Below are 21751 nucleotides of genomic sequence, written 5' to 3'. Positions count from 1 at the left end.
GGCGCCGGCGGCCGGGCCGGTCATCCGCCGACGTGGATCAGCGTGGCCCAGCGGGTCGGCAGGTCCGGGTGTTCGTCCCGCAGTCGGCTGCTCACCTCGTTGACCACTACCCGGGGAGAGGCCTCGCTTCCCCTGTTGCCCACAAGTGCCCGGTAGAAAGCGTCCGTTGTGTACACGGCCACCCGGTCGCCGATCGGCCACAGCGTGCCCACCGCGTGCCGGAACCCGGCGAGCCGGAGCGTGGCGCACAGGTGAACGGCCTCATCGGTCAGCACATCGCCGCCCCGGGCCGTCTCACAGGCCGACAGGTAGACCAGCTCGGCTCCTTCCGGCGTCAGCCCGGCCAGCTCGGCGAGCGTCAGCGGTCCGTCCGCGGTGATCAGCCCGCTGCGGGACGGGTCCTGTGGCCGGCACACGGCATGGCAGGCGAAGTGCGCGTGGGTGGCCGTCGACAGGGCGCCCAGCACCGCCTCCCGGGTCGCCTCGGCCCCGATGAGCAGCTGTCCGCCGCCGAGCAGGGCACGCACCCGGCCCGCCTCGTCCTCGGTCGCCGGCAGATCGCCGTACCCGTCGGTGTGCGGCATGGCGACGACCATCGGGCGCCTCGCCGCGGCCGGTTCGGACGGGGTGAGCGTCCGCAGGGTCGGGGTGTACGAGGAGACCACGCAGTCCAGGGCGCAGAGCCGGGCGGCGTCCCCCGAATCGCGGCGCTGTGCGGCGTGCAGGGGCAGCAGGGTGAGTTCACCGGTCGGCGACCACCACAGGGCGGGCCGGGCGCCGGGCTCGGCCGCACGGTCCAGTGACAGCCGGGCGAGGACCGGGCCGACGACGGCGTCCCACAGCCAGGCCAGCACCTCCTCCACGTCCGCCTCGACACGACGCCGGGCAGCGGCGTCACCGCGCGCGGCGGAACGGCGGTCGAGTGCGTCGTAGAGCGCGGCGACCCGCGCCGAGACCGCCTCCGGTGTCGCGTCCGGGAGCGGCACTACGACGATGCCGTGCCCGGTGACGGCGAGGGCGTCGCTGCGGTACCGGCTGATGTTGACGACCACCACCGGACCGCCGGCCGCCGCCGCGTGCGGGTCGGGGGCCAGGCGCCGGGGGAAGCTGCTCAGACCGGGTCGTCGGCGGATCTCCTCGGTCAACCGGATCAGCCGGCGTGCCGCGCGTTGCCGTGCCAGGGTGAGCCCGTGGTCGGCGTCGATCCGGCTCGTGGTCGCGGAGCCGAGGACTTCGCGCAACTGCCGGTACTCGTCGGCGAGATCGGGCGCGCGCTCCTGGAGGTCGTCGATCGCCGTCCGGTGCTCGACGAGTTGCCGCAGCAGCACACCGCGCCCCTCCTCCAGCAGCCGCACGGCCTCCTCCGGGCGATCGAGCCGCAGGGCGCAGGCGGCCGCGTCACGGATGCCGGAGCCCAGGCGCATGAGCTGCATCTCGCGGTTGCGGCGGGACGTCAACTCGCCCACGGTCAGCGGCAACAGGGCGGCGATCCCGCTGAACCCCGCGAGCGCCCCGGCCCAGTCGCCGGCCAGGGCCGCGGCCTCGCCCCACGCCTCGTAGGAGTTCCACCGCACCCACAGTGGAGCAGTCTCCAGCAGCGCCGACGCCCGGTAGGCCCGCACCGCCGACGAGAGGTCGCCGGGGTCGCCGGAGAGGCGGTGCCGGTGTCTGTGGGCGAGCCCCAGGTGATTGAGGCGGTGACCCGCCTCCGGGTCGTCCTCGGTCGTCATGGCCACGGCCTGCTCGGCGTGCCGCACGGCCTCGGCGACCACCTCCGCGGGCATCCCGTCCGGCGGGATCTCGGTCGGCAGCAGGGTGGCGACGAGGTTGGAGCGTACGAGCGGCGCGACCGGGTGTCCCGGCGGCAGCAAGCCGATCGCCTCACGGAAGGCCTCGGCCGCCTCCCGGCCCGCCCGGATGTCGTCCTCGTCGGCCTGGGCCAGCGCGTTGCCGAGGTCGCACAGCAGCATGGGCCGCATCGGATGGTCCGGCCCCGTCTCGTCCAGGCAGTCGAGGAGCAGGTCGACGCCGTCCGTGAGGGCGTCCGGGTGGTGGGCGTGCTTGTGCCACAGCAGGAGGGCGGACGCGTGGTTCATCCGGACGCCGATGCCGTTGACGTACGGCGTCGGGTGGTCGGCCATCTCGGCCAGGGCCTGTTCCTGGACGAGGATGGCCTCGCTCATCGCGTGGCGATCGCCGACGAGCTGTCCCCGGTCGCGGAGCGCGTTCCCGAGGTTGGTCAGATGGCCGGCGCGCAGTGACGGGTCGAGGTGCGGGTGATCGAGCACGAGCGGCAGCAGCCTGATCGCGTCGTCGAAGGACTCGACGTGGTTGGCGTAGCGGCCCCGGGTCCACAGCGCGGCGCAGTGGTTGCCGAGCCTGACCGGGTAGTCGGGCGAGAGGGTGGCCGTGGCCTTCACGGCGGCGAGCGACACGGCGACCGCGCGGTCGAGATGTTCCCAGCGGCCCGTCTGCTCGACGTTCTGCTGGAGTTGGACGCCGAGCCGGTCCAGGTTCCGGGCGTTGTCGGGGTCCAGCCGGACCGCGAGGTCCAGCAGTGCGACCGCGTCGTCCGACAGGGCGGAGTCGTGGGTCACTGCGGCAAGGCGACCCGTCGCCGTCCCGAGCTTCGCGACCCGCTCGACCAGCAGCGGGTCGTCCGGTGCGGTGTCCTGGACGACGTCCCGCAGCAGGTCGACCAGGTGGGCGAGCAGCCGGGTGTCGCCGGTGGCCGTGGACAGGTACCAGAGCCGGATGATCTCGTCGTCGACCCCCTCGTCCTCGTCCTCCGGTTCCGGCTCGTCGAGGTTCACGACGAGCGTGGACTCCGGATCGAAGTCGTCGTCGCCGTCCTCGACGAAGGTGATCCCGTACTCCTCCTGGAGCCGCCGCCGATGGGCTGCCGCGCGCTCGGCGTCCAGCTCGGCCCGGGGTCCCGCGCCCAGCCGGGCGCGCAGGAGGTGGAACGGGATGAGGGTCATCAAAGACCCGAGGCCGACGGACGAGCGGCCGGGGAGCGCCTCCGTCAGGCGTGCGGCCGTGTCGAGCGCGCTGTCGCCCAGCACGTGCCGGACGTCACCGGTCGCACGGTAGCCCTCCATGCGGTCGACCAGTTCCTGGCACAGGCCGGTCACGTCCTCGTCGGGGGCCACGCGTCCCGCCTCAGTCGTCCCCGCCCGGGGACGGCGGGGGTGGTGGCGGGGCCGGTGACGTGTCCGGGAGCGCGGTCTCGTCCGCGAGGACCTGCCCGCCCCGGTGCTCACCGTCGTCGTCCAAGAGGGGCGGGAGGGGAGGCAGTTCGGGGACCGCGCCGCTCTCGTCCTCGCTCACGGGCACCTCCTAGTGCACGCACACGTCATGATGACTCCGGTATGCCGGACTTCGACCACCGGCGGCCCTGCAACTGTGCCATCGATCACCAAGCGGGGGAGGGGCCGATGCCCAGTACTCTGGCCGGACTCGTACTGTTCGTGGCCCTGCTCGTCCCCGGATATGCGTACCAGCGCCGCCGTGCTCGCGCCGTGCCCGAACGGGAGCACACCGCGTTCACCGAGACGCTGTCGGTGGTCTTCGTGAGCGTGATCGTGGACTGGGTCGTCCTGGCCGCCTTCGCGTTCCTCGCCCACTTCCTCCCCCGTGCGACGCTCGACCCGGCGCGGCTGCTCGACGACCCGAACCGCTACACGGCCGATCACTTCCTCGCCGTGGTCCTGTGGTCGGCCGCGTTCCTGGCCGTCGCCGCGCTGCTGGGGCACGCCCTGGCGGCGCGTCCGCCGCACCGGCCCGGCCGACGGCTCGGCGAGGCCCAGCAGTCCGCCTGGTGGCTGGCCTTCCACGAGCATCCCGACGCCACGGTGCACATCGGCTGCATCCTGCACGACGGCTCGTACGTCGCGGGCATCCTGCACAGCTACAGCAGGGCCTCCGCCGAACACGGCGACCGGGACCTCACCCTGCGCGGCGAGATCACCTACCGGACGGCCCGCGGCCGGGTCGCGGCGGCCCTGCCGAACGTCAACCTCGTGGTGCTCAGCGCCCGCGACATAGCCGTACTGACCGTGACCTACGTCCGCCCCCAGCCGGTCGCCGCCGAATGAGGCCCTGCCGGGCCGCTTGATGACCCCCGCGCGACCTGGTCACACTGACAGGTATGGACCCCCTTCGAGCAGGTGACCCAGGACTGTTCACCCCGAACTCGGTCACCTGGCAGATGCACGGCGACCCGATGATGTGGGTCGCCGGTGTCCGTGCGCTGTATCTCCAGGCCCTGCATCCGCGTGCCGTGCGCGGGGTCATGCAGAACTCCGACTTCCGGCAGGACGCCTGGGGCCGGCTGCTGCGCACCGCGAACTTCGTCGGGACCACGACGTACGGCACCACGGAGGCCGCCGAGCGGGCCGGTGCCCGGGTGCGGAAGATCCACAGCATGCTGTCCGCGACCGACCCCGACACCGGCGAGACCTACGGCGTCGACGAACCCGAGTTGCTGCTCTGGGTGCACTGCGCGGAGATCGACTCCTACCTCCAGGTCGCCCGCCGCTCCGGATTCCGCCTCACCGACGAGCTCGCCGACCGCTACATCGCCGAACACCGGGTCAGCGCCCGTCTGGTGGGCCTCGACCCCGACGCCGTACCGGCGAACCAGGCCGAGATGGCCGCCTACTTCGAGAAGGTGCGGCCCGAACTCGCCGCCGGACCCGAGGCACGCGCCGTGGACGACTTCCTGCTCCGCCCGCCGACGCACCCCCTGCTCGTCCCGGCGCGCGAGGTGCTGTGGCGGCGCGTGGCACACCTGGCGTACGCCGCCCTGCCGCCGTACGCCCACGCGTTGTACGGCAGACCGGCCCCGCGACCCGCCACCGTCACCCGCCAATTGCGTGTCACGGGCACCCTGTTGCGCTGTGTTCCCGCACGTCTGCGCTGGCAACTGCCGCCCAAACACATCCTCCGGGCCATGTCACGCCTTGGCCCCGGCTCCCGCCCGGCACCGTACAAAGTCGGGAGATAGCTCGCCATACTGGACGGACCAGGGGTGGGGCGGCGCGACTTCGACGGGGGCGATCGCAGCAGATGGGGGACAGCAAGCTGATCCAGGGCCGCTACCGGTTGCTCGACCTGATCGGGCGCGGCGGCATGGGCGAGGTGTGGCGGGCCCGCGACGAGTCGCTGGGCCGCCATGTCGCCGTGAAGTGCCTCAAGCCGCTCGGCCCTTCCCATGACCAGAGCTTCACCCGCGTCCTGCGCGAGCGGTTCCGGCGGGAGGCCCGGGTCGCCGCCGCCCTCCAGCACCGCGGGATCACCGTCGTCCATGACTTCGGCGAGGACGACGGCATCCTCTTCCTCGTCATGGAGCTGCTGGAGGGCCGCAACCTCAGCCAGCTCCTGGAGGACAACCGACAGCATCCGCTGCCCGTCGCGGACGTCGTCGACATCGCCGACCAGGTGGCCGCCGCGCTCGCCTACACCCACCAGCAGGGCATCGTGCACCGCGACCTGAAGCCCGCGAACATCATGCGGCTGACCGACGGCACCGTGAAGATCTGCGACTTCGGCATCGCCCGGCTCGGCCATGACATCGGCTTCACCTCCCGGCTCACCGGCACCGGCATCGCGATGGGCACCCCGCACTACATGTCGCCGGAGCAGATCGGCGGCTCCGAGGTCGACCAGCGCAGCGACCTGTACTCGCTGGGGTGCGTGCTGTACGAGATCACCACCGGGGTGCCGCCCTTCGACCTCGACGACGCCTGGGCGATCCTCGTCGGCCACCGCGACACCCCGCCCCGTCCGCCGCGCAGCCACCGCGCCGAGGTGCCCGCGTACTTCGAGAAGATCATCCTGGACCTGCTGGCCAAGCAGCCCGAACAACGTCCGCACGACGCACGCGAGGTGGGGCGCCGCATCAGCCTGGGCCGCACCACCCCGACGTACGTGCCCACCGTGGTGACCCCGCAGCCGACGCTCCGCCCGGCCCTCGAACCGCCGTCCCGTGCGACCCGCCTGCCCTCCTGGACCCGGGGGATGACCACGGGCCACAAGGCTGTCGGACCCGGCGTCGGCGCCGCGCCGCCCGCGGAGGGCGCGGCCCTGACCGGCGAGTGGATCCCGCGCACGGTCGTCGCCAGGCCACCCGAGCCCGTCCCCGACGAGCCGCCCGCGCCGTCCCAGGAGGCGATCACCGCCCTGGCCGGACGGCACAACGCCGGGCTCAGCCTGGGCCGTCTCGGGCGCTGGGCGGAGGCGGGCGAGGTGCACCGCGCGGTCGCCGCCGAACGCGAGCACCTCCTCGGGCCCGACCACCCGGACACCCTCGCCAGTCACTACGAGGTCGCCTTCACCCTCTCCCGCACCGGCCGCGCGGCCGACGCCCTGCGCGAGTACAAACTCGTCGCCCGCGCCCGCAGCCTCGCCCTCGGCCCCGACCACCCCGACACCCTCGCCGCCCGCCAGGAAATGGCGTACGTACTGGGCCAGCTGGGACGGCACTTCGACGCCCACCAGGTCTACTCGTCCGTCCTGGCCGCCCGTGAGCGCACCATGGGCGCCGACCATCCCGACACCCTGCGCTGCCGGCACAACCTCGCCTTCAACCTCAGCCGGCTCGGCCGCCTGGAGGACTCCTACCGCATGGCCCGCGACGTGGCCGCCGCCCGCAGCCGCGTCCTCGGCCCGACCCACCCCGACACCCTGGTCACCCGTTACGAAGTCGCCTACGCGCTCGGCCAGTTGGGCCGCTGGCCGGAGGCGTTGCAGACCTACCACGAGGTCGCCGAGGCCCGCGCCCAGGCCCTCGGCCCCGACCACCCCGACACCCTCGCCGCCCGCTACGAGGTCGGCATCAGCCTCGGCCGCCTCGGCCGCAGCGCCGAGGCCCTCCAGCTCTACCGTGACCTCATCGAGGACCGCACCCGCGTCAACGGCCCCGCCCATCCCGAGACCCTGCGCGCCCGCCACGGCCTCGGCGTCAACCTCGGCCGCCTCGGCCGCTGGGAGGAGGCCCTCGCCGAGTCCCGCGACGTGTGCGCCATCCGCGAGCGCGTCCTCGGCCCCGAACACCCCGACACCCTGGTCAGCCGCCGCGAGGTCGCCGTGGGCCTGGGCTGGCTGGGCCGCTGGGCCGACGCGCTCACCGAGTACCGCCGCGTCGCCACCGCCCGCGAACGCGTCCTCGGCGCCGGCCACCCCGACACCCTCGCCAGCCGCAACGACGAGGCCCACTGCCTGGAACAACTCGGCCGCGGCGCCGAGGCGGTCGAGCTGTACCGGAGGGTGGCGGTCCTGCGTCAGCAACACGCGGCGGGCGGCGGCTGAACCGGGGACGACGCCTCAGCGCGGGCGGCCCGGGAACTCCGGAAACGCATGATCCGAGCCGGTGATCACGGTCCAGCACCGCAGACAGTGGATCCGGTCCTCGTCCTCGCTGAACCCGAGATCCTCCGGCTGACCCGGCGCCGCCCGGGCCACCGCGAAGTCGATCGGACGTTCGAGGAAGCACTCGGGGCCGCCCTGCTGGTGCCAGAACGGGTCGACGGCGGACGACGGGTGGTACCGGACCGCGTTCCCGGCCCGCACCAGATGGTCGATCAGGTCGTGCATGTGCTGCCGCGTGTGCTCCATGCGCCGAGTCTGCACGCCACCGCAGAGGGCGTCGCCCCTCTGGCCGACCTAGATCATCGCGTGTTACGAAGGGGCATGCCTGCACTCCCTGGACACACGTACGACGTCGTCATCGTCGGCGGCGGACACAACGGCCTCGTCGCCGCCGCCTACCTCGCCCGGGCCGGACGGTCCGTCCTGGTCCTGGAGCGGCTGGACCACACCGGCGGCGCCGCGATCTCCACCCGGCCCTTCGCCGGCGTCGACGCCCGGCTGTCGCGCTACTCCTACCTGGTCAGCCTGCTGCCGAAGAAGATCGTGCGGGATCTGGGCCTGGACTTCCGCGTCCGTACGCGCACGATCTCCTCGTACACCCCCGTGGAGCGGGACGGCCGCCCGACCGGCCTCCTGGTCGGCGGCGGCGAGCGGCGCACCCGCGAGGCCTTCGCGCGGCTCACCGGCGGCGAGCACGAGTACCAGGCCTGGCAGCGCTTCTACGGCATGACCGGCCGCGTCGCCGAACGCATCTTCCCGACCCTCACCGAACCGCTGCCCACCCGCGAGGAACTGCGCCGCCGGGTGGACGACGAGGAGGCCTGGCGGACCCTCTTCGAGGAGCCGATCGGCGTCGCGGTCGAGGACCGTTTCGCCGACGACCTGGTCCGGGGAGTCGTCCTCACCGACGCCCTCATCGGCACCTTCGCCGACGCCCACGACCCCTCCCTCAAGCAGAACCGCTGCTTCCTCTACCACGTGATCGGCGGCGGTACCGGCGCCTGGGACGTCCCCGTCGGCGGTATGGGCGCGTTGACGGACGCCCTGGCCGCGGCGGCACGGGACGCGGGCGCGGTCCTCGCCACCGGCCACGAGGCGGTGCGGATCGCCACGGACGGCCGTACGGCGGAGGTGACGTACCGGACGGACGGCGACGAGAGCGTCGTCGCGGCGCGGCACGTCCTGGTGAACGCCTCCCCGCAGGCGCTGGCCGAGCTGACCGGAGACGCGCCCCCCGACCCTGCGGAGGGCGCCCAGCTCAAGGTGAACATGCTGCTCAAGCGGCTGCCGAGGCTGCGGGACGCCTCCGTCGACCCGCGCGAGGCGTTCTCGGGGACCTTCCACATCGCCGAGGGCTACGAGCAGCTGGCCGTCGCCCACGCGGAGGCCGCCGCGGGCCGGCTGCCCTCCGCACCGCCCTCGGAGATCTACTGCCACTCGCTCACGGACCCGTCGATCCTGGCGCCGGAGCTGGTGGAGCAGGGGTACCAGACCCTGACGCTGTTCGGACTGCACACGCCGGCACGCCTCTTCGACGCCGACAACTCCGGGGTGCGCGAGGAGCTGTTGAAGGCGACCGTCGCCCAACTCGACGCCCATCTCGCCGAGTCCATCGCGGACTGCCTGGCGACCGACGCGGAGGGCCGCCCCTGCATCGAGGCCAAGACCCCACTGGACCTGGAGCGCGACCTGCGGCTGCCCGGCGGCAACATCTTCCACCGCGACCTGGCCTGGCCGTACCGGCAGGAGGGCACGGGGCGTTGGGGCGTCGAGACCCGGCACCCCAACGTGCTGCTGTGCGGGGCGGGAGCGGTGCGTGGGGGTGGGGTGAGTGGGGTGCCGGGGCATAATGCGGCGATGGCGGTGTTGGAGGACGTGGCGGGTTGAGGGGTCGGCACCCGCCGTCAGGCCGACGGCTGGTGCCAGGCGAGCGTGAGGGGGTAGCGCTTCGCCAACTCCTCGTATCGGGAGCGGACTCGTTGGAGCGGAAGCCGGGCGGCGGTGGCATACCTCGGCAGGGCCGACTCCTCGACCTTCTGCTGCGGGTCGATCCCGGGAGCGATACCGTCACGGTCCCTGGAGAGCAGCACCCGGTCAACGTGGTCGCTCTCCAGGGATGCAAGGGCCCAGAGTGCGTCGCGCCGTGTCATCGCACCGCTGTGAGTCATGGCCTCGTCCAGCGCCTCGCGCGCCCCTGTGTCTCCTAGCTCCATCCGTGCCGTAAGCACTCGGAAACGGAGTCGGGGGAGGTCGTCCGCCCACAGTTCCGACAGCGGCTCGAGCGCCCTTGGATCGCCGATGCCGGCAAGCGCCTCGACCAGGTGCATCAGCAGGTCGTCGTCCGGGGGTGATGTGTCGGCAGCAACCCTGAGAGCGCTCAGGAGCGGGGCAACGGCCCTGCGGTCGCCCAGCCGGCCCAGTGCTTCCACGACCGCCTTGGACGGGGTGCCACTGTCATCGATCAGGGCGTCGAGCAGGGGCTGCGCCGCCCGGGAGTCACCGAGATGCCCGAGCGCCTGCGCGACGACGGGATCCACGCTGTGCCGGGCCGAGGTCAGTATGCCGAGCAGGGGCTCCAGGGCCCTGGGGTCGCGGAGGTTTCCGAGTGCGATCACCACTGCGGTGCGCGCCGCTCTCTTGCTGTCGGAGAGGGCGTCGATGAGGGGCTGGACCGCTCGTGGGTCGCCCAGCTCCCCAAGGGCCGTGGCGACGGCGTGGTTCGTGGTGCCGTCGGGGGCCGTGAGGATACCGAGCAGGGGTTCCACCGCCCGGGGGTCCCCGAGCGTGCCGAGCGCCTGGACGACAGCCGTGTGCACCTCTCCGCTGGTGTGGGGGAGGGCGTCGATGAGGGGCTGGACCGCTCGTGGGTCGCCCAGCTCCCCAAGGGCCGTGGCGACGGCGTGGTTCGTGGTGCCGTCGGGGGCCGTGAGGATACCGAGCAGGGGTTCCACCGCCCGGGGGTCCCCGAGCGTGCCGAGCGCCTGGACGACGTCGTCGTGCGCTGCCCCGTCTTCGTTGGTCAGTGCGTCCAACAAGGGGTCCACGGCCAGCGAACCGTCCAGCCGTGCCAGCAGCAGCGACGCCTCGCGCCGGACGTCTGCGCGCTGGTGTCGGCTCGCTTGGACGATGGGCTCCACCGTCTCGGGAAACAAGGCAAGGTACTTCTCGCCGATGTGTCGACGGACATCCCGGTCGGCCGAGATGTAGGCCTCCATCATGGCCTGGGCCATCTCGCCGTGTCGTGGCGCCTGGGTGTTGTCAATGCACCACAACAGGAACACGACGGCCTGGGGAGGAAGCCGTCTTGAGGCCACGGCATCGGCCAGATCCGCGAGTTCGCCGGTCGTCGGCTCCCAGGCCGAGGACCTCTTGACCCACCCAAGAGCCCACGCTGCCGCAGTGGCCTCGCAGGGTCCCCTGGACAGGGTGGACGTGAGTTTCGAGGTCAGATCAGGGACCGTGACGAGTCTGCGGGTGTAGGCGGTCTCCATGAGGGCCAGCGCGGCTTCGACGACCACCGCGGGCTCGGGCTCATCTAGGAGTGCGACCTGGTTCCGGACCCAGTCGTGCAGAGCCTCCTCGTCGATCGGTGCCGACCGGCCCAGGACCGTGGCGGCGGGGCCGGCGAGGCGGTGGTACTGGGAGGGATCAAGCAACCACTCGGCGACGATCCGCCGGCTGAGAGCGGCGGCCCAACTGGAGCCTCCCACCTCTTCGAGAGTGAGGTCGGCGACGGTGTCCGCGGGGCCGATTCCGTCGTGTTCGGTCAGCTCGGCGACGAACCGGGTGATGATGTCGGCCGCAATCTCCTCGCTGACGTTGGGTTCATCGGCCAGGCAGGCACACGCGAGCGCGGCCCGCGCCCGTGCCGTCGTGGCCGCGTCCTCCCCGGGCAACGGCGTGGCGATGGCCCGGAGAACATCGTCCACGTCATCGTCGTTGCAGGTCATCACGGTCAGCCGGATGGCCTCCCGCCAGTTCTCGGCGATCGCGGCCTCCACGCGATCCATCGATGTCTCGACGGGGGAGGTCTCCGCGGTCAGCGCGCCGATCTGTTCCGCGAGTGACATCTGCCGATTGCGGTCCGGATATCTCCGTGCGATGAGCGCCAGGCCCGCCAGGTACTCCTGAAAGGTCAGATGACGGAATTCATAGACGGGGACCAGTTCGCCGTCATGGCTGACGTGCCCCGATTCGACGAGGATTCCGGTCTGCCGTTCCAGGCGGCGCAGGAATTCGACCGCGGACCGCCTCCGGACCGGGCGAACGGCGGGAAACTCCCGGCGCATCCGCTCCAGGGTCTCGACGACCTTGTCCTGCCGGATCTGCTGGTCCCCTGACGCACACATGGAATACGCGAGGTACTGCAACTGCGGGAGCGCCTCGTGGGGATCCATGCGCTCGTCCACGTCACTGCGCCAGTGCAGCAACACGTCGACGGCCTCCCGGTAGAGGTCCGCCCGGCGGCTCGGCAGCTTCCCGACCTTCTTCTTCACCAGCGCCATCGTGGTGAGCAACATGGGGCTGCCGGTCAGACGCTCGATGCGATCGGTGCTGTGGATGTCCCGGATGAGTTCCCGGGCCGCCGACTCACGCCGCGCCGGCGGCTCGGTCACCACGCACCAACGGCGGGCGAAGTCGTCCTTGTCCTGAGGCGTCAGCTCCTGGACCGTGACGTGCTCGAAGCCCCGGGTGATCCGCAGCTTCATCTCCCGGTATCCGACGATCCTGGACGTGACGATGATGGGGGCTTCGGGATAGGCGAGGTGTATCTTCTCGACCTTGCGGCAGAACCGGGCCCGCAGACCGGTGTCCGAGATCTCGTCCAGGCCGTCGATGAGCAGCAGCACCCGGCCCTCCCGTATGCGGCGCAGCAGGAGCGGGGTGAGCTCGGCGGCCTCTTCGCTGGAGAACTCCGTGTCGCACAGGTGATGCTGGATCATGTCCTCCAGCGACCCGGCGATCCTGCTCGTGTCGAGATCACGGCAGCGGATGAGGAGAGGGAGCCAGTCGGCGTCGGGCAGGGTGTCGACGTCCGGGAGCTGGCTCCAGTCGGGGTCGGACTTCAGGCGCAGCAGATACGCCGTCGCGATCCACCGCAGCATGGTGCTCTTCCCGGCGCCCGGGTCGCCCAGGACCACCAGGTGCTTCGACTGTTCGAGCCGCTCTCCGACCGAAAACCGCGATCCGGCCTCCGGTTCGTCGTCGGACTCCTCGTCCAGTTCCTGATCGTGCTCCTTGCGGCGCGCTTCGAGATCCTGGAGCTTTCGGTCGAGGTCGTGCGCGTCCATGCCCGGCGGGATGTCGACCGTGACGCGCAGGGACACGTACAGGCTGCGCAGCAGCAGATCCCTGGTGATGAGTTCGCGGTCCCCGATGGGGAAGTTGGCGAGATCGACGATGTCGCAGGTTTCCAGGGCGAGTTCTCGATAACGCTGTTCGAGCTGGTCCAGCCGCTGTTCGGCGCCGGCCGGCCTCCGGGTCGGGTAGTACTCCGACAGCGCCGCCAGGAGTTCGGCGACGGCTCTGGCGGGGTCCTCCCAGTACCGCGCGATCCGGCCGTCGAGCGTCAGGAAGTCGAGATAGGCGTTCTCCTCCATCTGGAGCGCGAAGATCCGCGCCTCTTGATGGCGTCTGGCGGCGTTGACGAGGAAGTTGGCCCAGCCCGTCCCGATCGCCCTGACGGTCCCGCACAGCACCACCGGGCTGCCCTGCGCGATCGCCTGCGACGCCTTCTGCATGAGGGAGTCGCCGACGAACAGGCTGCCGTGATGCACGACTTCGTACCCGGCGTCCTCCAGCGGCTTCGCGATCTCGGCGGCCACTGCCTCGTCGCCGTCGGCATGCGCGATCAGGATCTGGACCATCGTGCCCCCGAAAATGTTCAGCGAATGGCTTTAACGAATGGCCCTCAAGAGCTGCGCGCATCCCGTGTCCCAGTCCTGGGAGAGATCCGCGTAGCGGAGATCGGCCAGAATCGCCGGGGCGGAGCCACCGAACCTCACCGGCAGGATGCGGACCCCGCAGCCGTCCAGCTGGCGGTGGAGGGCCGACATCCATTCCCGGGAGATCCACGGGCTCATGACACCGGCCGCCGAATAGCAGAGCACCAGATAGGACGTTCCTTCGAGCCCGGTGGTGATGCGGTCGACGATGGAATCCCCGATTCCGATCTCCCATTCGTCGAACCACACCTGGTGCCCCGCGGCGGAGACCACCTCGGCGAGCCGCTCCGCCTGGGACACGTCGACCTTGCGATGACTGATGAAGACGTTCGCCATTTCCATCCCGGGTCGACGGTCGTGCGCGAGGAAAACCCGCGAACTGCATTGATTCACAAGGCTCATGTGATTCCCGACGATGCTACCTGCCTGTGGCAGCACCACCGTCAGTCGACGGCTGGGGCCCACCCCGCGGCGACGACCCGTCCGGAGTCGCCCGGCCGTGACTCGTCGAAGAGGACGACGTCAGCGGTCTCGACCCGCAGTCCGTCGACATACGCCCCGCGCCCGACGTACAGCCGGTCCGTGGTGTAACGCCAGCGCAGGGATAGCTGCCGGTGTGCCGGAAGTGCGGCCGTCAGCCGGTGCCACACCCGCCCCGACCAGCCGGTGACCGTGCCGGAGGAATGCTCCTCGGTCTCGGTCGTGAACGGCAGCGCGTGCCAGGTCGTGCCCTCGTCCGTCGAGGCCTCCAACGTCAGCGTGTCCGCCTGCGGTTCGGTGTCCCACCACAGGGCGCAGCGCAGGCGTGCGGCGCCGGAGGAGGTGTCCAGCGCCGGGAGCGTCAGGGTGGCCGTCGTGGCGTTCGCCATGCCGGAGAACCAGGCGGTACGGCCGTGCCGTGGGCGGACGGGGACCGCGCGCGCCAGATGGTTCGCGGCGGCGACCCGGGGTGCCGAGCCCGAGCGCCAACTGCGCACCGGGTGCACCGAGTTGCCCAGCACGATCAGGAAGGAGTCGGTCGTCGGGTCGAGGACCAGGGAGGTGCCGGTGAAACCGGTGTGGCCCGCGGTGCGCGGCGTGGCCATCGCGCCCATGTACCAGTGCTGGTAGAGCTCGAAGCCGAGGCCGTGTTCGTCGCCGGGAAAGGCGGTGTTGAAGTCGGTGAACATCAGCTCCACCGACTCGGGGCGCAGGATGCGCGCACGGCCGTAGACGCCGCCGTTGAGCAGTGTCCGCCCGAGGACCGCCAGATCCCAGGCGCAGGAGAAGACGCCCGCGTGGCCGGCGACTCCGCCCAGGCTGAACGCGTTCTCGTCGTGCACTTCGCCCCATACCAGACCCCGGTCGAGACCCGACCACGGTGTACGGGCGTCCTCCGTCGCCGCGATCCTCGGTTTCCAGGAGGTAGGCGGGTTGTAGCGGGTGCGGCGCATGCCGAGCGGGGCGGTGATCTCGTCGTGGAGGAGGGCGTCCAGGGTGCGGCCGGTCAGCTTCTCCAGGACCAGTTGGAGCGAGATCAGATTCAGGTCGGAGTAGAGGTACTTGGTGCCGGGCGGGTTGAGCGGCGCCTCGTTCCAGATGAGGCGCAGCTTCTCCTCGTACGTCGGCGCGTTGTAGAGCGGGATCCAGGCGCGGAATCCCGAGGTGTGCGTGAGGAGTTGACGGATGGTCATGCCCTGCTTGCCCGCGGCGCCGAACTCGGGGAGGTAGGAGGCGACGGTCGCCTCCAGTTCCAGGCGGCCCCGCTCGATCTGCTGGACGGCGAGGATCGAGGTGAACAGCTTGGAGACCGAGGCCAGGTCGAAGACGGTGTCCTCGGCCATGGGGATCTGGTCGGCGGGCGGGAACTCCACGCCCGTGTCCGTCTTCTCGTCGTACGCCGAGTAGCGCACCGCCGTCCCGATCGGCCGGTGCAGGGCCACGGTGCCGCCGCGTCCGGCGAGGAGCACGGCGCCCGCGTACCAGGGGTGCTTGGGGGAAGGACCGAGGAACGACTCGGCGTCGGTGACGAGTTGACGGAGGTGGTCCGCCAAGAGGCCCGCCTGCCGCGCGGATCCGTGGCGGAGCGTGGGCCGTCCGCCGGGGGGCGCCGCCGACGCGGGGCCGGCCGGGAACGGGGCGATGGCGAGGGCGCCCCCGAGTGCGAGGACTCTTCGGGTGAGCTGACGGCGGGACAGTCCGGTGTGCGCCTCATCAGTCATCGGGAAACTCTATCCCCGGCAGGTGACTTCAGCCCCGGCACGGAATCTGACGGAGCATCAGGAAACCTCTTCCGTCCTCCGGAGGACTGCGGCATCCTGCGCCCATGCAGACGGAGCTGAGCAAGAAACTGGGAGTCGAGCACGCCATCTTCGGCTTCACGCCGTTCCCCGCCGTCGCTGCCGCCATCAGCAGGGCCGGTGGCTTCGGGGTGCTCGGTGCGGTCCGCTACACCGCCCCCGACGACCTCAAACGCGACCTCGACTGGATCGAGGGTCACGTGGACGGCAAGCCGTACGGCCTGGACGTCGTCATGCCCGCCAAGAAGGTGGAAGGCGTCACGGAGGCGGACGTCGAGGCGATGATCCCCGAGGGGCACCGGCAGTTCGTCCGGGACACCCTCGCCAAGTACGGCGTGCCCGAGCTGGCCGAGGGGGAGGTGTCTGGGTGGCGCATCACCGGGTGGATGGAGCAGGTCGCCCGCACCCAGCTCGACGTCGCCTTCGACTACCCGATCAAGCTGCTCGCCAACGCCCTCGGCTCGCCGCCCGCCGACGTCGTGGAACGCGCTCACGACCGGGGCGTGCTCGTGGCCGCCCTCGCGGGCAGCGCCCGGCACGCGCTCAAGCACAAGGAGGGCGGCATCGACATCGTCGTCGCCCAGGGCTACGAGGCCGGCGGTCACACCGGCGAGATCGCCTCCATGGTGCTGACCCCGGAGGTCGTGGACGCCGTCGGCCCGCTGCCCGTGCTGGCCGCGGGCGGCATCGGCAGCGGACAGCAGGTGGCCGCCGCGCTCGCCCTCGGCGCGCAGGGCGTATGGCTGGGCTCGCTCTGGCTCACCTGCACCGAGGCCGACATGTCCTCGCCCGCGGTGACCCGCAAACTCCTCGCGGCGAGCTCCTCCGACACCGTCCGCTCCCGCGCCCTGACCGGCAAGCCTGCCCGGCAGCTGCGCACCGAGTGGACCGATGCCTGGGACGACCCCGACGGCCCCGGCGCCCTCCCCATGCCACTCCAGGGCCTCCTCGTCGCCGACGCCCTCACCCGCATCCAGAAGTACGAGGTCGAGCCGTTGCTCGGCACCCCCGTGGGACAGATCGTCGGCCGGATGAACCGCGAACGCAGCGTCCAGGACGTCTTCGACGACCTCACCCGCGGCTTCGAACAGACGGTGGACCGCATCAACCGCATCGCCGGAAGGAGCGGCCGGTGACCAGGACACGCCCGCCGGAAGAAGCGGCGAGGGACAGGCACACGTCCACCGGAAGGAGCGGCCGATGACCAGCACCACGAGCACACCCCCCGCCGGATTCTGGGCGCAGGCCGCCGTCGAGCCCGATCGCACCGTCCTCGTCGCCCCGGACGGCGAGGAGTGGACCGCGGCGCGGCTGCACGCCGCCGCCAACCGTCTCGTCCACGGCCTGCGTGCCGCCGGACTGCGTCGCGGTGACGCCTTCGCCGTGGTCCTGCCCAACGGTGTCGAGCTCTTCACCGCTCATCTCGCCGCCACCCAGGCCGGGTTGTACCTCGTCCCGATCAACCACCACTTCGTCGGCCCCGAGATCGCCTGGATCGTCGCCGACTCCGGCGCCAAGGTCTTCCTCGCCCACGAGCGCTTCGCCGCGCCCGCCCGCCACGCCGCCGACGAGGCGGGCCTCCCGGCCACGCACCGGTACGCCGTCGGCGCGGTCGAGGGCTTCCGGCCGTACGCCGAACTCCTCGACGGACAACCGGAGTCGGCGCCGGAGGACCGCGAGCTCGGCTGGGTCATGAACTACACCTCGGGCACCACGGGCCGCCCCCGCGGCATCCGCCGCCCGCTGCCCGGCAAGGCGCCGGAGGAGGCCTACCTGGGCGGCTTCCTCGGCATCTTCGGCATCAAGCCGTACGACGACAACGTCCACCTCGTCTGCTCGCCGCTGTACCACACGGCGGTCCTCCAGTTCGCGAGCGCGTCCCTGCACATCGGACACCGCCTGGTCCTGATGGACAAGTGGACACCCGAGGAGATGCTGCGCCTGATCGACACACACCGCTGCACGCACACCCACATGGTCCCCACCCAGTTCCACCGCCTGCTGGCACTGCCCGAGGAGACCCTCGCACGGTACGACGTCTCGTCGATGCGCCACGCCATCCACGGCGCCGCCCCCTGTCCCGACCACGTCAAGCGGGCGATGCTGGACTGGTGGGGCCCGTGCGTGGAGGAGTACTACGCGGCCAGCGAGGGCGGCGGCGCCTTCGCCACGGCGGAGGACTGGCTGAAGAAGCCCGGCACGGTCGGAAAGGCCTGGCCCATCAGCGAGTTGGCGATCTTCGACGACGAGGGCAACCGGCTGCCGGCGGGTGAACTCGGTACCGTCTACCTGAAGATGAACACCGGCGGCTTCTCGTACCACAAGGATGAGTCCAAGACGAGGAAGAACCGCATCGGCGACTTCTTCACCGTCGGTGACCTCGGCTACCTCGACGAGGACGGCTATCTCTTCCTCCGCGACCGCAAGATCGACATGATCATCTCCGGCGGCGTCAACATCTACCCCGCCGAGATCGAGTCCGCCCTCCTGTCCCACCCCGCCGTCGCCGACGCGGCCGCCTTCGGCATCCCGCACGACGACTGGGGCGAGGAGGTCAAGGCCGTCATCGAACCGGCCCCCGGCCAGGACCCCGGCCCGGACCTCGCCGCCACCCTCCTCGCCCACTGCGCCGAACACCTCGCCGGCTACAAGTGCCCCAAGACCATCGACTTCATCACGGAAATGCCCCGCGACCCCAACGGCAAGCTGTACAAGCGGAGGTTGCGGGATCCGTACTGGGAGGGGCGTACGCGGCCCGTGTGACCACCTGGAGAAGGACCTCTACGCCCGGCGATGGGGGGCGTCCCTCCCCTCATCGGCGGCATTACGGAGCGTGCCCCGTCGTTCGGCTTCGACGCGGCGCGTGTTGTCGCGCATGCGCTGCGTGCCCGGCACCTCGAAGTGTCCTGGGCCGCGGGGCTCGTGGGCCTGCGGGTCATCGGACTGCCGTTGACCGACCGGGTTCTGGACGGCCATCTGCTGCCCAGCGCTCTGCTCGCGGCGGCGGTGAGCGTCCGTGGCAAGGAGGAACGCCCGCCGCTCTCACGGCGGTTCGCCTCATGGTTGCTGCGCCGGCTGGGACGCCTGCTCTTCGCCGTCTTCCTCGCCGCGACAGTGCATTGGCAGGGGCGGGGGTAGGGGCCATGGTTGCAGGGCAGGACGGGCGGCAACGCCACTGGAACGTGGAGAACCAGTGCTGGGAGGAACGTCCCGCGAGCAGGCACGCCGCGACTCCGCCGCCGCCCCGCCGACCGGGAGAGGCACTCCGTCCGCGCCGCCTCGCGGCCCGGACGGCACTCCGGACGCTGACGTGCGACCACGACCACGGCTCATTTCCGGCCTCAGGAATCGGTTGCGGGGTGGTCGTGCTTCTTGGCGGCCTGTCACCAAGTACTTGGCGCGCTCATGCGACAGCCGACTGGCCGGTGTGAGGCAGAGGCCGACGTCTCGGGGCGCGCTGCCACGTAGCCGCAACAGTTGACCCTGACGCAGGGGCAACCTCTCAGCATGGTCGGCATGACGACGAGAACCAATGCGATCGAGGTCTCCGGGCTACGCAAGTCGTACGGTGACCACGAGGTGGTAGCCGGAGTCGACCTGACCGTCCCCGCAGGCACCGTGTACGCCCTGCTCGGACCCAACGGGGCCGGCAAGACCACCACCGTCCGGATCCTGTCCACCGTGCTGCCTGCGGACGCCGGTGAGGCTCGGGTCGCCGGGTACGACATACGCCACGAGGCAGACCAGGTGCGTGCGTCGATCGGAGTGACCGGGCAGTTCTCCGCCGTGGACGAGTTACTCACCGGGCGGGAGAATCTGCGGCTGATGGCCGACCTCGGTCACCTGGACCGGCGTCGTGCGGAGAGTGCGGTAGAGCAACTGCTGGAGCGGTTCCGCCTGGCTGATGCCGCCGACCGACGCGCGGTGACGTACTCCGGCGGTATGAAGCGGCGGATGGACCTGGCAATGACCCTGGTCGCAGGGCCGCGGCTGATCTTTCTCGACGAGCCGACCACGGGCCTCGACCCACGCAGCCGCCGTGACCTGTGGGACATCGTGCGGGAGCTGGTGGCCGACGGGGTCACCGTCTTCCTCACCACCCAGTACCTGGAGGAGGCCGACCAACTCGCCGACCGGGTCGGTGTGCTCGACGGAGGCCGACTGGTCGCCGAGGGCACCGCGGCCGAGCTGAAGCGGCTGGTCCCCGGCGGACACGTCGAGCTTCAGGCCGCTGACACTGAAGGCCTGGCCGACTTGGCACGCCAGTTCCCCGAAGCGAACCCGAACGTAACGGCGCTGACCCTGACCCTGCCGCACGACGGCAGCCTCACCACGCTGCGACGGCTGTTGGCCGAGGTCGACGACGACGCGGTCACCGGGCTCTTTGTACACACCGCGGACCTGGACGACGTGTTCCTGGCGCTCACCGACCACTCCACCGCCGACGAGTCTCCAGAAGAGGTGCCGGCATGAACACCGCGTCGTATGCCGTCCGCGATTCGGCGACCATGTTGCGCCGCAACCTGAAGCACATGGCCCGGTACCCGTCGCAGACGCTGATGCTGATCGGCCTGCCGCTGCTGTTCCTGCTGCTGTTCGTCTACGCCTTCGGAGGCACCATGGGCGCCGGTCTGCCCGGAACCCCGGCGAGGGAGCGCGGCGACTACCTGACGTTCATCACTCCCGGGATCTTGGTGATGGCAGTGGCAAGCGTGTCCATCAGCACGGCCGTCTCGGTCGCCACCGACATGACAGGCGGGATCATCGACCGGTTCCGGACCATGGCCATCGCCAAGGTCTCGGTGCTGACCGGCCACGTGCTGGGCGCGATGGTCCAGACTGCGCTGGCACTCGCAACGGTCCTGGGCGTTGCGTTCCTGCTCGGTCTGGAGACCGGCGCCTCAGCGATGCAATGGTCGGGCCTGGTCGGTCTGCTCGCGCTGTTGTCGCTCGCGATGACCTGGTTCACCGTGGCGCTGGGGCTGGCCAGTCCGAACCCGGAGGCCGCGAGCAACTGGCCGATGATCTTCATCATGCTGCCGTTCGTGGGCAGCGGATTCGTGCCGATCGAGTCGATGCCGACCGGGCTGCGATGGTTCGCCGAGTACCAGCCGTTCACGCCGATCATCGACGCCTTCCGCGGTCTGCTGGCCGGATCGCCCGATGGTTCGGACGTGCTCTGGGCCGTCGGCGGGTGCACGATGATCGGGCTGGTCGGCTACCTCTGGTCACGGCGTCTCTACCGGACCCGGGCAGCGAAGTAGGAGGCTGGTCCGATGCTGACTATCGGCGAGCTGGCGTCGTATGTCGGAGTGACAGTGCGCGCGGTGCGGCACTATCACGCCAAGGGGCTATTGCCAGAGCCGGAGCGGGACCACTCCGGCTATCGGAGGTATGGCGCCGGCGCCGTGGTCGAGCTGGTCAAGATCCGGACCCTCGCCGAGGCCGGCGTCCCTCTGGCGCGCGTGCGGGAGCTGCTGCATGCCGACGAGGAGGAGTTCGCCGCGGCGGTGGCAGAAATCGACAAGCGGCTGCGGACGGAGATCCGGGAGCGGCAGCGGCATCGCGAGCGGATCGCCCGTCTCGCCGCCGGGGACAGCCTGGCACTGCCCCAGGAGGTGGTCGAGTTCCTTGACCGGCTGCGGGCGCTCGGGGTCGACGAGCGGATTGTCCAGGTCGAGCGCGACGGCTGGATCCCGCTGGCCGCGCGCTCACCCGAGCGGGTCCCGGAGTGGATGGAACGAAAGCGGGAGCAGATCGCCGACCCGCAGATCATCGACTTCTATCTCACTCTGGGCAAAGCTCTCGACCGTACCGACGACGACCCACGCCTGGTCGAACTGGCCGACAAGCTGGCCGCCTACATCACGCAGATGGCCAACGAGCAGGGCGAGTTCTACGTCGACGACACCGGCATCGAACCACCGTTCGCCGAGCTGCTGGATAGACATGTGTTCGACACCCTGCCGCCGACCCGTCGGCTGATCGAACTGCTCACGAAGCGAGGCTGGACCGGCTGGACGAAGCTTGAGCGGGTGAACCCAACACAGGATGCGGCCGGAACTCGGTAGGAAGACGCTACAGGGCGGCGTTCCTAGCGGGGTGGGACCTTGCTGACGTTCACTGGCTCAGCCAACCTCCGCGGAGTCCCAACGC

General features: G+C 70.9%; 16 protein-coding genes. 10 read left to right on the top strand and 6 right to left on the bottom strand.

Annotation, left to right across the window (positions count from 1 at the left end; translation table 11 throughout):
* Positions 1-20 precede the first annotated feature (20 nt).
* Together EJC51_RS06440 and EJC51_RS47650 are read right to left on the bottom strand one after the other, a co-directional pair.
* Positions 21-3152 (bottom strand): CHAT domain-containing tetratricopeptide repeat protein, encoded by a 3132-nt coding sequence (locus EJC51_RS06440; protein ID WP_126270142.1) that lies wholly within the window; start codon positions 3150-3152, stop codon positions 21-23.
* Positions 3153-3162: 10 nt separating this feature from the next.
* Positions 3163-3330, bottom strand: a complete 168-nt coding sequence (locus tag EJC51_RS47650; protein ID WP_165951336.1) for a hypothetical protein — start codon at positions 3328-3330, stop codon at positions 3163-3165.
* A 107-nt stretch (positions 3331-3437) separates the two neighbouring features.
* Here EJC51_RS47650 and EJC51_RS06435 point away from each other — a divergent pair, with 107 nt between their 5' ends.
* The 3 genes from EJC51_RS06435 (at position 3438) to EJC51_RS06425 (ending at position 7311) form a co-directional block, all read left to right on the top strand.
* Positions 3438-4097 (top strand): DUF6338 family protein, encoded by a 660-nt coding sequence (locus EJC51_RS06435; protein WP_126270141.1) that lies wholly within the window; start codon positions 3438-3440, stop codon positions 4095-4097.
* A 53-nt stretch (positions 4098-4150) separates the two neighbouring features.
* Complete coding sequence (locus EJC51_RS06430; protein ID WP_126270140.1) at positions 4151-5008, top strand: oxygenase MpaB family protein; 858 nt, start codon at positions 4151-4153, stop codon at positions 5006-5008.
* A 62-nt stretch (positions 5009-5070) separates the two neighbouring features.
* Positions 5071-7311, top strand: a complete 2241-nt coding sequence (locus EJC51_RS06425; protein WP_126270139.1) for a serine/threonine-protein kinase — start codon at positions 5071-5073, stop codon at positions 7309-7311.
* A gap of 15 nt (positions 7312-7326) precedes the next feature.
* On the opposite strand, the gene EJC51_RS06420 is transcribed toward EJC51_RS06425, so the two are convergent.
* Positions 7327-7617 (bottom strand): hypothetical protein, encoded by a 291-nt coding sequence (locus EJC51_RS06420; RefSeq protein ID WP_126270138.1) that lies wholly within the window; start codon positions 7615-7617, stop codon positions 7327-7329.
* 75 nt (positions 7618-7692) lie between these two features.
* Here EJC51_RS06420 and EJC51_RS06415 point away from each other — a divergent pair, with 75 nt between their 5' ends.
* Positions 7693-9258, top strand: a complete 1566-nt coding sequence (locus tag EJC51_RS06415) for a phytoene desaturase family protein (RefSeq protein WP_208870690.1) — start codon at positions 7693-7695, stop codon at positions 9256-9258.
* Positions 9259-9275: 17 nt separating this feature from the next.
* On the opposite strand, the gene EJC51_RS06410 is transcribed toward EJC51_RS06415, so the two are convergent.
* From EJC51_RS06410 to EJC51_RS06400, 3 genes are all read right to left on the bottom strand, one after another.
* Entirely contained in the window at positions 9276-13238 is a 3963-nt protein-coding gene (locus EJC51_RS06410) for a HEAT repeat domain-containing protein (RefSeq protein ID WP_126270137.1), read from the bottom strand.
* A 30-nt stretch (positions 13239-13268) separates the two neighbouring features.
* Positions 13269-13652 (bottom strand): toll/interleukin-1 receptor domain-containing protein, encoded by a 384-nt coding sequence (locus tag EJC51_RS06405; protein WP_166682835.1) that lies wholly within the window; start codon positions 13650-13652, stop codon positions 13269-13271.
* Positions 13653-13759: 107 nt separating this feature from the next.
* Positions 13760-15517 (bottom strand): serine hydrolase domain-containing protein, encoded by a 1758-nt coding sequence (locus EJC51_RS06400; protein WP_126270135.1) that lies wholly within the window; start codon positions 15515-15517, stop codon positions 13760-13762.
* Positions 15518-15621: 104 nt separating this feature from the next.
* On the opposite strand from EJC51_RS06400, the gene EJC51_RS06395 reads away from it, so the two are divergent.
* The 6 genes from EJC51_RS06395 (at position 15622) to EJC51_RS06370 (ending at position 21666) form a co-directional block, all read left to right on the top strand.
* Entirely contained in the window at positions 15622-16731 is a 1110-nt protein-coding gene (locus EJC51_RS06395; protein WP_126270134.1) for an NAD(P)H-dependent flavin oxidoreductase, read from the top strand.
* Positions 16732-16795: 64 nt separating this feature from the next.
* Positions 16796-18358 (top strand): acyl-CoA synthetase, encoded by a 1563-nt coding sequence (locus EJC51_RS06390; RefSeq protein ID WP_126270133.1) that lies wholly within the window; start codon positions 16796-16798, stop codon positions 18356-18358.
* Positions 18359-18388: 30 nt separating this feature from the next.
* On the top strand, positions 18389-18733 hold the full coding sequence (locus EJC51_RS06385; protein WP_126270132.1) for a hypothetical protein: 345 nt from the start codon (positions 18389-18391) through the stop codon (positions 18731-18733).
* 378 nt (positions 18734-19111) lie between these two features.
* Positions 19112-20068, top strand: a complete 957-nt coding sequence (locus EJC51_RS06380) for an ABC transporter ATP-binding protein (RefSeq protein ID WP_126270131.1) — start codon at positions 19112-19114, stop codon at positions 20066-20068.
* A complete protein-coding gene (locus EJC51_RS06375) occupies positions 20065-20859 on the top strand; it encodes an ABC transporter permease (protein ID WP_126270130.1) in 795 nt (264 codons plus the stop codon). Before EJC51_RS06380 ends, EJC51_RS06375 begins: the two co-directional genes overlap by 4 nt.
* 12 nt (positions 20860-20871) lie before the next feature.
* Entirely contained in the window at positions 20872-21666 is a 795-nt protein-coding gene (locus EJC51_RS06370) for a MerR family transcriptional regulator (protein ID WP_126270129.1), read from the top strand.
* Positions 21667-21751 lie beyond the last annotated feature (85 nt).

The organism is Streptomyces aquilus, from assembly GCF_003955715.1.
Taxonomy (GTDB): Bacteria; Actinomycetota; Actinomycetes; order Streptomycetales; family Streptomycetaceae; genus Streptomyces; species Streptomyces aquilus.
This window is presented reverse-complemented; position numbering and strand designations above follow the sequence as displayed.

Coding starts and splice junctions, on each gene's coding strand:
- EJC51_RS06435 (WP_126270141.1), top strand. CDS start 3,438: ATGCCCAGTACTCTGGCCGGACTCGTACTGTTCGTGGCCCTGCTCGTC.
- EJC51_RS06430 (WP_126270140.1), top strand. CDS start 4,151: ATGGACCCCCTTCGAGCAGGTGACCCAGGACTGTTCACCCCGAACTCG.
- EJC51_RS06425 (WP_126270139.1), top strand. CDS start 5,071: ATGGGGGACAGCAAGCTGATCCAGGGCCGCTACCGGTTGCTCGACCTG.
- EJC51_RS06420 (WP_126270138.1), bottom strand. CDS start 7,617: ATGGAGCACACGCGGCAGCACATGCACGACCTGATCGACCATCTGGTG.
- EJC51_RS06415 (WP_208870690.1), top strand. CDS start 7,693: ATGCCTGCACTCCCTGGACACACGTACGACGTCGTCATCGTCGGCGGC.
- EJC51_RS06410 (WP_126270137.1), bottom strand. CDS start 13,238: ATGGTCCAGATCCTGATCGCGCATGCCGACGGCGACGAGGCAGTGGCC.
- EJC51_RS06405 (WP_166682835.1), bottom strand. CDS start 13,652: ATGGCGAACGTCTTCATCAGTCATCGCAAGGTCGACGTGTCCCAGGCG.
- EJC51_RS06400 (WP_126270135.1), bottom strand. CDS start 15,517: ATGACTGATGAGGCGCACACCGGACTGTCCCGCCGTCAGCTCACCCGA.
- EJC51_RS06395 (WP_126270134.1), top strand. CDS start 15,622: ATGCAGACGGAGCTGAGCAAGAAACTGGGAGTCGAGCACGCCATCTTC.
- EJC51_RS06390 (WP_126270133.1), top strand. CDS start 16,796: ATGACCAGCACCACGAGCACACCCCCCGCCGGATTCTGGGCGCAGGCC.
- EJC51_RS06385 (WP_126270132.1), top strand. CDS start 18,389: ATGGGGGGCGTCCCTCCCCTCATCGGCGGCATTACGGAGCGTGCCCCG.
- EJC51_RS06380 (WP_126270131.1), top strand. CDS start 19,112: ATGACGACGAGAACCAATGCGATCGAGGTCTCCGGGCTACGCAAGTCG.
- EJC51_RS06375 (WP_126270130.1), top strand. CDS start 20,065: ATGAACACCGCGTCGTATGCCGTCCGCGATTCGGCGACCATGTTGCGC.
- EJC51_RS06370 (WP_126270129.1), top strand. CDS start 20,872: ATGCTGACTATCGGCGAGCTGGCGTCGTATGTCGGAGTGACAGTGCGC.